General features: G+C 76.3%; 2 protein-coding genes. Both read right to left on the reverse strand.

From position 1 onward, the window contains the following. Window positions 1-45: 45 nt before the first annotated feature. A complete protein-coding gene (locus AB0F10_RS22995; protein WP_360628444.1) occupies window positions 46-6,009 on the reverse strand; it encodes a type I polyketide synthase in 5,964 nt (1,987 codons plus the stop codon). A 20-nt stretch (window positions 6,010-6,029) separates the two neighbouring features. Then, on the reverse strand, window positions 6,030-13,780 hold a 7,751-nt coding region (locus AB0F10_RS23000; RefSeq protein ID WP_360628447.1), incomplete at its 5' end, for an SDR family NAD(P)-dependent oxidoreductase.

The raw sequence follows: 13,780 nt of genomic DNA on the forward strand, positions 1-13,780 counted from the left end.
GTGGAGAAACGGGTTGAGAAATCTCTCCACCCGACGGTCGCCGGCTCAGCTGTCGACGGTGGCGGCGAGCCATTCCTGCACGACGGCGGCGGTCTTCTCGGCGTGGTCCTCCATCATCGAGAAGTGGTCGCCGGCGGTGTCCTCGACGGTGTCCGCGTCGGCCCAGGTGGATCGCCAGTCGTCGGTGTCGGTCCATCCGGGCAGCGGCTCGGCGGCGCGCACCAGCAGCTTCCGGGTGGCCAGCGGGGTCAGCCGCCGGTCGGTGAACAGCCGGAAGTACCCGGCCATCGCGGTCAGCCGCGCGTCGTCGGCGGGCAGCAGGCCGTCGGCGTCGCCGCCCATGCTGCCGGCCAGGCGGTTCTCGATCCCGGCGAACGCGGTGCGGCTGGGGCCGTACACGTCGATGAGGACCAGCGCCGCGGGCGGTTCGCCGCGGCCGATCAGCTCCTCGGCGAGGGCGTGCGCCAGCAGGCCGCCGGACGAGTGGGCCAGGATCACCACCGGCCTGCCCGCGGCGTGTGCGAGGAGGGCGTCGGCGTGGGCGCGGGCCAGGGCCGGTATGCCGGCCGGGAACAGCTCGCCGGCCCGGAAGCCGGGTGCCGGCAGCACGTCCACGTCGCGGACCTCGCGGAAGGCGGCGGCGAGCCGGGCGTACTCGTGTGGTCCGGACATGGCCAGCACCGAGGGGATGCAGACCACGGCGGTCGGCGCCGGGCCCTTCGCGAGCCGGACCACGGCCAGCTCGCCGGTCAGCTCGGCGGGGTCGGTGAAGGTGGGCCGGAACTCGGACGCGGCCTGCAGGACGCCGACGAACTCGGCCAGCCGGCCGCTCGCCACCGCCTGCCCGGCCATCGCGCCGAACACGCTGCCCGCGCCGGCCGGTCCCCCGGCGGCCGCTCCCCCGGCCCGTTCGCCGTACGCGCCTGCCACGTGATCGGCCAGCGCCCTCGGGGTCGGGTTCTCGAACACGATGGTCGGTGCCAGCCGGAAGCCGACCGCGGCGCCGATCCGGTTGCGCAGCTCGACCGCGGTGAGCGAGTCGAACCCGAGCTCCAGGAACGCGCGGTCCGGGTCGACCTCCTCCGGCCCGGCCAGCCCGAGCACGGCCGCGACCTGGCTGCGCAGGTGGTCCAGCAGCACGGCCGGGCGGTCCGCCGCGGCGGTGGCCTCGAATCCGCGCCGGAACTGTTCCGCGGCGCCGCCCGCCGGCCCGTCGGCGCGCCGCGCGGCCGGCCGGATCAGGCCGCGCAGCAGCGGCGGCACCTCGTCCAGGGTGGCCCGCAGCGACGCCAGGTCGAGCCGCATCGGCACCAACGCGGGCCGCCCGGAGGCGAGCCCGGCGTCGAACAGCGCGAGGCCCTCGTCGCTGTCCAGCCCGGCCATCCCGGGCCGCAGCTTGGCGGCCAACTCCTCGTCGGTCCGGTCGCCGGCCATCCCGCTGCGGTCGTTCCACAGGCCCCAGGCCAGCGACGTCGCCGGCAGGCCCAGCCCGCGGCGGTGCTCGGCGAGGGCGTCCAGGTAGGCGTTCGCCGCGGCGTAGCTGCCCTGGCCCGGGTTGCCGGCGACGCCGGCCGCCGACGAGTAGAGGACGAACGCGCTCAGCGGCAGGTCGCGGGTCAGCTCGTGCAGGTGCCAGGCGGCGTCCACCTTGGGGCGCAGCACCCCGGTCAGGCGTTCGGGGGTGAGCGACTCGACGACGCCGTCGTCCAGCACGCCGGCGCTGTGCACCACGGCGGTGAGCGGGTGCTCGGCCGGGATGGCGTCCAGCAGCGCGCGCAGGGCGGCCGGGTCGCTGGTGTCGCAGGCGGCCAGGGTCACCTCGGCGTCCAGATCGGACAGCTCGGCGGCGTTGGGTGCGGCGGCGCCGCGGCGGCTGACCAGCAGCAGGTGCCGGCAGCCGTGCGCGCCGATCAGGTGCCGGGCGGTCAGCGCGCCGAGCGTGCCGGAGGCGCCGGTGACCAGGACCGTGCCGGCCGGGTCGAAGGCCGGCGCCGGGTCGTCCCCGCGGGGCAGGCGGGTCAGCCGGGCCGCGAGCAGCGCGCCGTCGCGGACCGCTACCTGGGTCTCCCCGGCGGCGAGGGCGGCCAGGGCGGCGGCCGGGACCGGCCCGTCGCCCTCCAGGTCGATCAGGCCGAAGCGGCCGGGGTGTTCGGCCTGCGCCGAGCGGAACAGGCCGAGCGCGGCCGCCTGGGCGAGGTCGCCCGGCGGGCCGCCGGCCGCGGTCGCGCCCCGGCTGACCACGACCAGCGGCCGGTCGTCGGCGAGCCGTTGCTGGATCAGCCGCAGGGCGGCGGCGACGGCGGCGTGCGCGGCCTCCGGGCCGGTGCCGCCGGTGGCCAGCTCGACCATCTCGGCGTGCGGGCCGGGCGCGGCCTGCGGCGGGGCCAGCCGGGTCCACTCGACCGTGAACAGCGAGTCGTGGCGGCCGCCGGCCGAGGCGCTGAGCCGCTCGGCGGAGACCTCGCGGACCAGCAGCGAGGCGGCGGCGAAGACCGGGCGGCCGGTGTCGTCGGCGGCCTCGAGGCGGACGTCGTCGGCGCCCTGGACGAGCCGGACCCGCAGCCGGTTGCCGGGCGCGCCGGAGCGGGCCAGGCCGGTCCAGGCGAACGGCAGGCGCAGCGGAACCGAGTCGTCGACGTCCGCGCCGACCATGCCGGCGTGCAGGGCCGCGTCCAGCAGGGCCGGGTGCAGGCCGTAGCCGTCGGTCGGCTGGTCGACGGCGACCTCGGCGTACGTTTCGGCGCCGGAGCGCCACGCGGCGCGCAGGCCCTGGAACGCCGGGCCGTAGCCGATCCCGGCGGCGTTCAGCCGCGGGTAGAAGCCGTCCAGGTCGAGGGGCTCGGCGCCGGGCGGCGGCCAGGCGGTGAAGTCGAACGACTGGTCCGGCGCGGCCGGGGTGCCGAGGGTGCCGGTGGCGTGCGGAATCCAGTCCTCGCCGTCGCTGCCGAACACGGTGAGCCGGCGCCGGCCGGCCCCGTCCGGTTCGCCGGCGGTGACGTGCACGGTGACGCCGCCGTGCTCGGGCAGCACCAGCGGCGCGGCCAGGGTCAGCTCCTCGACCCCGCCGCACCCGGCCGCCTCGGCCGCCGCGAGCGCCATCTCGACGAACGCGGTACCGGGCAGCAGCACGGTGTCGACCACGGCGTGATCGGCGAGCCAGGGCTGGGTGGCGAGCGACAGCCGGGCGGTGAGCAGCAGGCTGTCCGCGCCGGCGGGGCGGACCAGGGCGGCGAGCAGCGGGTGGCCGGCGGATTCGAGGCCGGCCGCGGTGACGTCGCCGGCGCCGGCCCGGGTGTCCAGCCAGTAGCGCTTGCGCTGGAACGCGTACGTCGGCAGCGGCACCCGCGGCCCGGCGGGCAGCACGGTGTCCCAGGTGACCGGGGCGCCGTGGCAGGCGGCGCGGGCGAGCGCGGCACGCAGCCGGGCCGGGCCGCCGTCGTCGCGGGCCAGGGTCCGCACCACCGGGACCGGGCGGTCGGCGGCGTCGACGATGCCCTGCAGCGGGACGGTCAGCACCGGGTGCGGGCTGATCTCCAGGAGCAGCTGACATCCGTCGGCGAGCAGCGCGGTGGCCGCGTCGTGGAACCGCACGGTCTGCCGGGCGTTGCGGTACCAGTACTCGGCGTCGAGTTCGGTGGTGTCCAGCGCGGCGCCGGCCACGGTGGAGTAGAACGCGATCGGCGCGGCGGCGGGTTCGACGCCGTCGAAGTCGGCGAGCAGGCCGTCGCGCAGGGCCGCGACCTGTGCGGAGTGGCCGGCGGCGCGGGCGCCGCGGATGGCCCGGGCGCGCAGCCGGTCGGCGGTGCACCCGGCGACGAACTCCTCGACCGCGTCCGGGTCGCCGGAGACGACGCAGGCGGCCGGGCCGTTGTGCGCGGCGACGGCGAGCCGGTCGCCGTACTTCGCCAGGCGGCGGGTCACCTCGTCCGGGCCGGCCAGCACGGACGCCATCGCGCCGCGGCCGGTCAGCGAGCAGAGGGCGACGTTGCGGCGGGCGGTGATCCGGGCCGCGTCGCGCAGGGTGAGGGCGCCGGCGACGTACGCGGCCGAGACCTCGCCCTGCGAGTGGCCGAGCACCGCGTCCGGCTCGATGCCGTACGCGCGCCAGAGGGCGGCCAGCGACACCATCATGGTGAACAGCGTCGGCTGCACGACGTCCATCCGGTCCCAGGCCGGCGCGTCCGGGTCGCCGCGCAGCACGGCGGCCACCGACCAGTCCTGGAACTCGGCGAACGCGGCGTCGCACTCGGCGACCGTGGCGGCGAAGACCGGCTCGGTGCCGAGCAGACCGGCGGCCATGCCGGCCCACTGGGAGCCGTGCCCGGGGAAGATGAAGGCGACCTTCGGGCGTACGGGTGGAGCCGTGCCGGACACGGCGACGGTCCCGTCGGGCTCGCCGGCGGCGAGGGCGGCCAGGCCGGTCAGCGCGGTTTCGTGGTCGGCGGCCAGCACGGCGCCGCGCTGGTCGAAGGTGGCGCGGCCGGCCAGCAGCTCGCGGGCGACCGCATCCAGCCTCAGGTCGGGCCGGTCACGCAGGAAGTCGCGCAGCTTGGTGGCCTGGCCGCGCAGGGCGCCCGGGGTCCGGGCGGAGAGCAGCAGCGGCACCGGGCCGGTCGGCTCCTCGGTCGCCGCCTGTGGCTCCGCGGCGGGGGCCTGCTCCAGGATCGCGTGCGCGTTCGTGCCGCTGAGGCCGAACGAGGACACCGCGGCCCGGCGCGGGCGGCCGGTCTGCGGCCACGGGCGGCGCTCGGTGACCAGCCGGACCGTGCCGGCCGACCAGTCCGCGGCCGGGGTCGGCTCGTCCACGTTGAGGGTCGGCGGGAGTTCGCCGTGCCGCAGCGCCTGCACCATCTTGATCACCGCGGCGACGCCGGCGGCGGCCTGGGTGTGCCCGAGGTTGGACTTGAGCGAGCCGAGCCAGAGCGGTTCCCCGTCGCGGTCCCGGCCGTACGTGTCGATCAGTGCGCGGGCCTCGATCGGGTCGCCGAGGGTGGTGCCGGTGCCGTGCGCGTCGACGGCGTCGATGTGGTCGGCGGGCAGGCCGGCGCCGGCCAGCGCGGCCCGGATCACGTCGCGCTGGGCCGGCCCGCTCGGCGCGGTGAGCCCGTTGGAGGCGCCGTCCTGGTTGACCGCGGTACCCCGGACCAGGGCGAGCACCCGGTGGCCGTTGCGCTGCGCGTCGGAGAGCCGTTCCAGCACCAGCATGCCGACGCCCTCGGCGAAGCCGGTGCCGTCCGCCGATTTCGCGAACGACTTGCACCGGCCGTCCGGCGCGAGGCCCTGGAGCAGTTCCAGCTCGAAGAACGTCGTCGGCGAGCTCATCACGGTGACGCCGCCGGCCAGCGCGAGCGTGCAGTCGCCCTGCCGCAGCGCCTGGGCCGCGAGGTGCAGCGTGACCAGCGACGACGAGCAGGCCGTGTCGACCGTGACCGCCGGGCCCTGCAGGCCGAGGGTGTACGCGACCCGCCCGGAGACGATCGCGCCGGTGCTCCCGGTGCCCAGGAACGGCGCGACCCCCTCGGGGATCTCGGTAAGCGCCGACACGTAGTCGGAGTTGTTCATCAGCCCGGCGAACACCCCGGCCGGGGTGCCGCGCAGCGACGCCGGGTCGATGCCGGCGTGTTCCAGCGCCTCCCAGCTCACCTCGAGGGTGAGCCGGTGCTGCGGGTCCATCGCCTGCGCCTCGCCGGGCGAGATGCCGAAGAACTGCGGGTCGAAGCCGGCCACGTCGCCGAGGAAGCCGCCGCTGCGGCAGCGCAGCGTGCGCCCGTCCGCGTCGATGTCCCAGCCCCGGTCGTCCGGGAAGCCGGTGATGCCGTCGCGGCCGTTCGCGACCAGGTCCCACAGCCCGTCCGGGTCGGTGACCCCGCCGGGCAGCCGGCAGGCCATGCCGACGATGGCGATCGGCTCGCTGGAGCGGCCCTCCAGGTCGGCCAGCCGCTGCCGGGTCTGGTGCAGGTCGGTGGTGACCTGCTTGAGGAAGTGCCGGAGTTTGTCCTCGTTGCTCATTGAATTGAATCCCCCGCAGGTCAGGAAAGGCCGAACTCGCGGCCGATGAACTCGAACATCTCCTCGTCGCTGGCCGCGTCGATCACGTCGGCGACCTGCTCCTCGCGGTCCTGCTCGTCGCCGGAGAGGCCGGCGAGCAGGGCGCGCAGCTGAGCGGTGATCCGGGCGTGCTGGCCCTCGTCCGGGCGGGCCGCGGCCAGCTCGGTGGCGAGCCGGTCCAGCTGGGCGAAGACCGGCAGCTCGCCCGCCTCGCCGGTGAGCTCCTGGACCAGGTGGACGACCAGCTCGGCCGGGGTCGGGTGGTCGAAGACCAGGGTGGGCGGCAGTTGCAGCCCGGTCAGCGCGGCAAGCTGGTTGCGCAGCTCGACCGCGGTGAGCGAGTCGAACCCGAGGTCCCGGAACGCCCGCTCGGCGGTGATCTCGGCCGGGTCGGTGATGCCGAGCGCCGCGGCGACCTCGGCGTGCACCAGCTCGGTGAGCACCCGCTCGCGCTCCTCGGCGGGCAGGGCGGCCAGCTGCTCCCGGCGCCCGGCCGCGACCGTGGCCGCGGCGGTGCGCCGGACCCGGCGCCGCACCAGCGTGCCGAACAGGGCCGGCAGCTCCGGGTGGCTGCGCAGGGTGGCCAGGTCCAGGGCGATCGGTGCCAGCACCGCCGGGGCGGAGTCGGCCAGCGCGGCGTCGAACAGGGCCAGGCCCTGCTCGGTGCTGAGCGCGCCGACCCCGGCCCGGTTCATCCGGGCGGTCTCGCCGCCGCCGATCGCGCCGGCCATGCCGTCGCCGTCCTGCCACAGGCCCCAGGCCAGCGACAGGGCCGGCAGGCCGGCCGCCCGCCGGTGCTGGGCGAGCGCGTCCAGGTAGGTGTTCGCCGCCGCGTAGTTGGCCTGGCCCGGGTTGCCGAGCAGGCCGGCGGCCGAGGAGTAGAGCACGAACGCGGTCAGCGGCCGGTCGGCGGTCAGGTCGTGCAGGTGCCGGGCGGCGTCCACCTTGGCCCGCAGGACCGCGGCCAGCCGGTCCGGGTCGAGGGTGTCGATCATCGCGTCGTCGAGCAGGCCGGCGGTGTGCACGACCGCGGTGATCGGGTGCTCGGCCAGCAGTGCGGCCACCGCGGCCCGATCGGTGACGTCGCAGGCCACGACGGTGGCGCCGAGCTCGTCGCGCAGTTCGGCGGCGCCGGGCGCGTCCGGGCCGCGGCGGCTCGCCAGCACCAGCCGGGTCACGCCGTGCCGGACGGCCAGGTGCCGGGCCAGCGCGGCGCCCAGGGCGCCGGTGCCGCCGGTGATCAGCACGGTCGACTCCGGCCCGAACGCGGCCGCCGGCTCCGCGTCCGGCACGGCGTGCCGGACCAGCCGTGGCGCGAGCAGGTCCGCGCCGCGCAGCGCCAGTTGCGGTTCGGCCGAGCCGGCCGCGTCGGCGAGGCGGGCCGGGTCGTCCAGGTCGACGAGCTGGAACCGGTCCGGGTGCTCGGACTGTGCCGAGCGCACCAGGCCCCAGAGGGCGGCGTGCTCGAGGTCGGGCACCGCGTCGCCGGGGCCGGCCGCGACCGCGCCGGAGGTGACGAACACCAGCCGGGAGCCGCTCAGCCGGTCGTCGGCCAGCCAGGCCTGGATGGTCTCCAGCGTGCGCAGGGTCGCGGCGTGTGCGGCGGCCGGGCCGGTGCCTGCCGTGCCGGCGTGGCCGATCAGCACCACGTCCGGGATCACCGGGGCGGCCAGCAGCTCGGGCAGGCCGGCCGGCTCGGCCGGGTCGAGGCCGGCCCGCTTCAGCGCCGAGCGCAGCTCCAGCGGGTCCGGGCCGAGGATGGCCCAGGAGCGGTCCGTCGCGGCGGTGCCGGTGACCGGCACCCAGTCCAGGGCGAACAGCAGGTCGGCGCCGGTCGTCGGTGCCGCCGGGGCGGCGGCGCGCAGGGCAAGCGAGGCGACCGAGGCGATCGGGGCGCCGGTGCCGTCCGCGATGTCGAGGGCCACCGCGCTGCCGCCGGCCGGGGTGATCCGCACCCGCAGGTGGGTGGCGCCGGTGGCGTGCAGGGTGACGCCGTTCCAGGCGAACGGCAGGCGGGCCTGGCCGTCGTCCGGGAACAGGTCGCCGAGGCCGATCGCGTGCAGGGCGGCGTCGAGCAGGGCGGGGTGCAGGCCGTACCCCTCGGTTTTGCCGCCGTCGGGGAGCCGGATCTCGGCGTACACCTGGTCGCCGAGCTTCCAGCCGGCCCGCAGGCCGCGGAAGGCGGGGCCGTAGCCGAGGCCGGCCTCGGCGAGGCGCGGGTAGACGTCCTCGATGTCGAGCGCCTGCGCCCCCGCCGGTGGCCAGGCCGGGTCGGCTGGGTGCGGCTCGGGTGCGGCGGCGCTGAGCGTGCCGGCCGCGTGGCAGAGCCAGGAGTCGCCGGCCTGCGAGTGGATGCTGACCGTGCGGCGGCCGTCCTGCTCGGCGCCGACCAGCACGCGGATCGCGACCGGCTCGGTGAGCACCAGCGGCGCCTGGAGCATCAGCTCGTCGAGGTGGCCGCAGCCGACCTCGTCGCCGGCCCGGATCGCCAGATCGACGAAGCCGGTGCCGGGGAACAGGACCGCGCCCATCACCTGGTGGTCGGCGAGCCAGGGCTGGGCCGGGAGGGCGAGCCTGCCGGTGAGGACCAGGCCGTCGGAGTCGGGCAGGGCGACGATAGCGGTCAGCAGCGGGTGGCCGGTGGCGCCCAGGCCGGCCGAGGTGACGTCGCCGCCGGTGGCGGGTCCGGTCAGCCAGTAGTGGTCGCGCTGGAAGGCGTAGGTGGGAAGGGCGGCGAGGCCGGACTCGCGGCCGCCCAGCAGGGCGGTCCAGTCGAGGTCGACGCCGCCGACCCAGAGCCTGCCGACTGCGGTCAGCAATGTCTGCGGCTCGTCGCGGTCGCGGCGCAGGCCGGGCACGAACAGGGCGTCCACGGTTTGCTGACCCATCCCGGACAGCACCCCGTCCGGACCCAGCTCCAGGAACTTCGACACACCCTCGCCGGCCATGAACGTCACCGAGTCGGCGAACCTCACCGCCTGCCGCACATGCCGCACCCAGTAGGCGGCGTCGAACTCTTCGATCAGCGTGCCGGTCACGTTGGACACCACCGGAATCTGCGGCCGGTGGTAGATCAGCGTCGCGGCCACCGCCTCGAACTCGGCCAGCATCGGCTCCATCAACACCGAATGAAACGCATGACTCACCGTCAAACGCCGCGCCCGCCGACCAGCCGCCTTCCACCGCCCCACCAGCGCGTCAACCGCAGCCTCGGGGCCGGAAACCACCACCGAGCCGGGGCTGTTGACCGCCGCAACGTCGATACCGACGATCTCGTCCTCGGCGGCTTCCAGCGCGGCCATCGCCCCGCCCGCCGGCAACGCCTGCATCAAACGACCACGAGTCGACACCAGCTTGGCCGCGTCCGGCAGGGACAGCACGCCGCTCACGTGGGCCGCGACGATCTCGCCGACCGAGTGACCGGCCAGGAAGTCCGGCTTGATCCCCCAGGAGGTGACCAGCCGGAACAGGGCCGTTTCCAGAGCGAACAAGCCTGCTTGGGTCCACATTGTTTGGTCCAGGAGGTCGCCGCCGTCGAACACGACGTCCTTGACCGGGCCGTCCAGGGCGGCGCAGACCTCGTCGAACGCCGACGCGAACACCGGGAACGCCTCATACAACTCACGGCCCATGCCGGCGCGCTGCGCGCCCTGGCCGGTGAACAGGACACCGAGACCACCCGTGGTGACGGCGACCGGCTTGGCCTGCGCCAGGGCGGCCCGCCAGCCCTCGCGGTCAGCCGCGACCACGACCGCGCGGTGCGGTAGCTGGGCGCGGCCGAGCGCGGCGGTCCGGGCCAGGTCGCCGAGTCCGGCGCCGGTGGCGCCGTCCAGGTGGGTGGCGAGGCGGGTGATCTGGTCCCGCAACGCTTGCGGCGTACGCCCGGAGACCACCAGCGGCAGCACCGGAAGCGCGGGCGCCATCGGCCGCGGCGCGTGCTCCTCGGCGGCCTGCTCGATGATCACGTGCGCGTTGGTGCCGCTGATCCCGAACGACGAGATGCCCGCCCGGCGCGGCCGGTCCACGGCCGGCCAGTCCCGCGCCGCGGTCAGCAGCGAGACGTCACCCGATTCCCAGTCGACGTGCGGGCTGGGCTCGTCGGCGTGCAGGGTGCGGGGCAGCGTCCCGTACCGGATCGCCTGGATCATCTTGATCACGCCGCCGACGCCGGCCGCCGCCTGGGTGTGGCCCAGGTTCGACTTGAGCGAGCCGAGGTAGAGGGGCTCCCCGGCCCGCTCCTGGCCGTAGGTGGCGAGCAGCGCCTGCGCCTCGATCGGGTCGCCCAGCGTGGTTCCGGTGCCGTGCGCCTCGACGGCGTCCACTTCGGAGGCTGCGAGCCCGGCGTCGGCCAACGCCTGACGGATCACCCGGGCCTGCGACGGGCCGTTGGGTGCGGTGAGCCCGTTGGAGGCGCCGTCCTGGTTGACAGCCGAGCCGCGGAGCAGCGCGAGCACCCGGTGCCCGTTGGCCCGGGCCTCGGAGAGCCGTTCGAGGACGAGGACGCCGACGCCCTCACCCCAGCCGGTGCCGTCGGCGCCCGCGCCGAACGACTTGCAGCGCCCGTCGGCGGCGAGGCCGCGCTGCCGGGAGAAGTTCACGAACGTGTCCGGTGTCGGCATCACGGTGACGCCGCCGGCCAGCGCCAGCTCGCACTCGCCGCGGCGCAGCGACTGCGCGGCCAGGTGCATGGCGACCAGCGACGAGGAGCAGGCCGTGTCGACGGTCATGGCCGGGCCTTCCAGGCCGAACACGTAGGAGACGCGCCCGGACAGGACACTGGACGAGGCGCCGGTGCCGAGGAAGCCCTCGACCTCCTCCGGGATCTCGGCCAGCCAGGAGCCGTAGTTGTGGTACATGACGCCGGCGAACACGCCGGTCCGCGAGCCGCGCAGCCCGGACGGGTCGATGCCGGCGCCCTCGACGGCCTCCCAGGACGCCTCGAGCAGCAGCCGCTGCTGCGGGTCCATGGCGACCGCCTCGCGCGGGCTGATCCCGAAGAACGCCGGGTCGAACATGGCGGCGTCGTGCAGGAAGCCACCCTCGCGGACGTACGAGGTGCCGGCCTTGGACGGGTCGTCGCTGAACAGCGTCGACAGGTCCCAGCCACGGTCGTCCGGGAAGCCGGAGATGCCGTCCCCGCCGGCGACGAGCAGGTCCCACAGGTCGTCCGGTGAGGCGACGCCGCCGGGGTAGCGGCAGCTCATGCCGACGATGGCGATCGGCTCGTCGACCGGCGCGACGGTCTTGGCGGCGATCTCGACGGCGGCGCCGCCGGCCAGCTCGCCGACGACGAACCGGGCGAGGACCTCCGGCGACGGGTAGTCGAAGACCAGGGTGGCGGGCAGCCGCAGCCCGGCCACCTCGGCGAGCCGGTTGCGCAGTTCGACGGCGGTCAGCGAGTCGAAACCGAGGTCGGCGAACGACGCCCGGGCGCCGACGTCGGCCGCCGAGCCGAAGCCGAGCACCCCGGCCACCTCGGTGCGGACGGCGGCGAGCACGGTGTCGAAGTCGGCGGCCAGGCCGGCGGTGCCGGTGGCCGCGGACGCGGTACGGCGGCGGGCGCGGACCAGGCCGCGCAGCACCGGGGGCAGCCCGGTCCCGGGCAGGCGGGCCGGGTCGACCCGCATCGGAACCAGGACGGACGCCCCGGAGGCGAGGGCGCCGTCGAACAGCGCCAGCCCCTCCTGCTCGGTGAGCGGGACGATGCCGGAGCGGGAGATGCGGGCCGAGTCCGGCGCGGCGAGCGCGCCGGCCATGCCCTCGGACGCCCACGGTCCCCAGGCCAGGGAGTGGCCGGGCAGGCCGGCCGCGCGGCGGCGGGCGGCGAGGTCGTCCAGGTACGCGTTGGCCGCGGCGTAGTTGGCCTGGCCGGGCGAGCCCAGGACGCCGGCGGCCGAGGAGAACAGCACGAACGCGGTCAGCTCACGGTCACGGGTCAGCTCGTCCAGGTGCGTCGCCGCGTCCACCTTCGGACGCAGCACGCCCGCCAGCCGCTCGGCCGTCAGACTGCCCAGAACACCGTCGTCGACGACACCCGCGGTGTGCACGACCGCGGTGATCGGATACTCCGCCAGCAGCGCCGCCACCGACGCACGATCCGCGACATCACACGCCACGACCTCGGCACCCAACTCATCCCGCAGCTCGACCGCACCCGGCGCGTCGAGGCCACGCCGACTGGTCAGCACCAGACGCCCGACACCGTGCACGGCAACCAGATGCCGGGCCACCAGCGCACCCAGCGCACCGGTCCCGCCGGTCACCAGCACCACCGAGTCGGCGGTGAACGCGGTGCCGGTGGCGTCGGCCGGGGCCGCGCGGACCAGGCGTGGCGTCGCCAGGTCGCCGTCGCGCAGCGCCAACTGCTCGTCGGCGCCGGTGGCGGCCGCGGACAGGTGGGCGGCGGTCAGGTCGGCCGGGTCGGCGTCCAGCAGGACGAACCGGCCGGGCGACTCGGACTGGGCCGAGCGGATCAGGCCCTGCGCGGTGGGCTGCCGGGTGACGACGACCAGGCGGGCGCCGTCGAAGCGGTCGGCGAGCCACTCCCGGGCGACGGTGAGCGCCCGCTCGGCGTTGGCGTGTGCCGCGGTCACCGGGTCGGCGGCGGGCTCGTCGATGGTCAGGAAGACCGCCGGGGGTACGGGATCCGGCAGCGCGCCGAGGCCGGGCACGGTCGCCAGCCCGGCCACCGGGGTGCCGACGGCGAGCCAGGGGCCCGGCTCGGCCTGCGGCGCGGTCACGGGGTTCCAGGCGACGGTGAACAGCGCGTCGGCCACGGCCGGTGTCCGGGGGACGTCGGCCGCGAACGGGCGCAGGGCGAGGGCGTCGACGGTGAGCACGGGCGCGCCGGCGGCGTCGTAGGCGAGCAGCCCGATCGCACCGTTGCCGGCTCCCGTCAGCCGCACCCGGAGGTGGGTCGCTCCGGTGGCGTGCAGGGTGACGCCGTTCCAGGCGAACGGCAGGCGGGCCGTCCCGTCGTCGGGGAGCAGGCCGCTCAGGCCGATCGCGTGCAGGGCGGCGTCGAGCAGGGCGGGGTGCAGGCCGTAGCCGTCCGGCCTGGTCTCGCCGGGGAGGGTGATCTCGGCGTACACGTCGTCGCCGGACCGCCAGGCCGCGGTCAGGCCCTGGAACGCGGGGCCGTAGTCGAGGCCGGCCGCGAGCAGGCCGTCGTGCAGCCCGTCGAGGGTGACCGGCTCGGCGCCGGCCGGGGGCCAGGTGCCGTCCAGCGGGGCAAGGGCCGGCGTTCGGTCGGCGAGGCTGCCGGTGGCGTGGCGGTGCCAGGAGTCACCGGCCTGCGAGTGGATCTCGACGGTGCGCCGGCCGCGGTCGGCCGGGCCGAGCACGACCCGCAGCACGGCCGGGCCGTCGGCCATCAGCGGGGCCTGGAGGGTGAGCTCCTCGAGGTGGCCGCAGCCGACCTCGTCGCCGGCCCGGATCGCCAGTTCGACGAAGCCGGTGCCGGGGAACAGCACGGTGTCGTGGACCCGGTGGTCGCCGAGCCAGGTCAGCGCGGACGGGTCGATCCGGCCGGTGAGGGCGAGGCTGCCGCCGGGCAGGCTGACGGCGGCGCCGAGCATCGGGTGGCGGGCCGGCCGCTGGCCCAGGACGGTGGCGTCGCCGCCGAATCCGGTGCCGGTCAGCCAGTAGTGGTCGTGCTGGAACGGGTACGTGGGCAGGTCGATCGTGCGCGCGTTGCGGCCCGCGTAAAGCGCCGACCAGTCCAGGTCGACAC

The sequence above is a fragment of the Actinoplanes sp. NPDC026623 genome (genome assembly GCF_040638275.1).
In the GTDB taxonomy this organism is placed as follows: Bacteria; Actinomycetota; Actinomycetes; order Mycobacteriales; family Micromonosporaceae; genus Actinoplanes.

Coding starts and splice junctions, on each gene's coding strand:
- AB0F10_RS22995 (WP_360628444.1), bottom strand. CDS start 6,009: ATGAGCAACGAGGACAAACTCCGGCACTTCCTCAAGCAGGTCACCACC.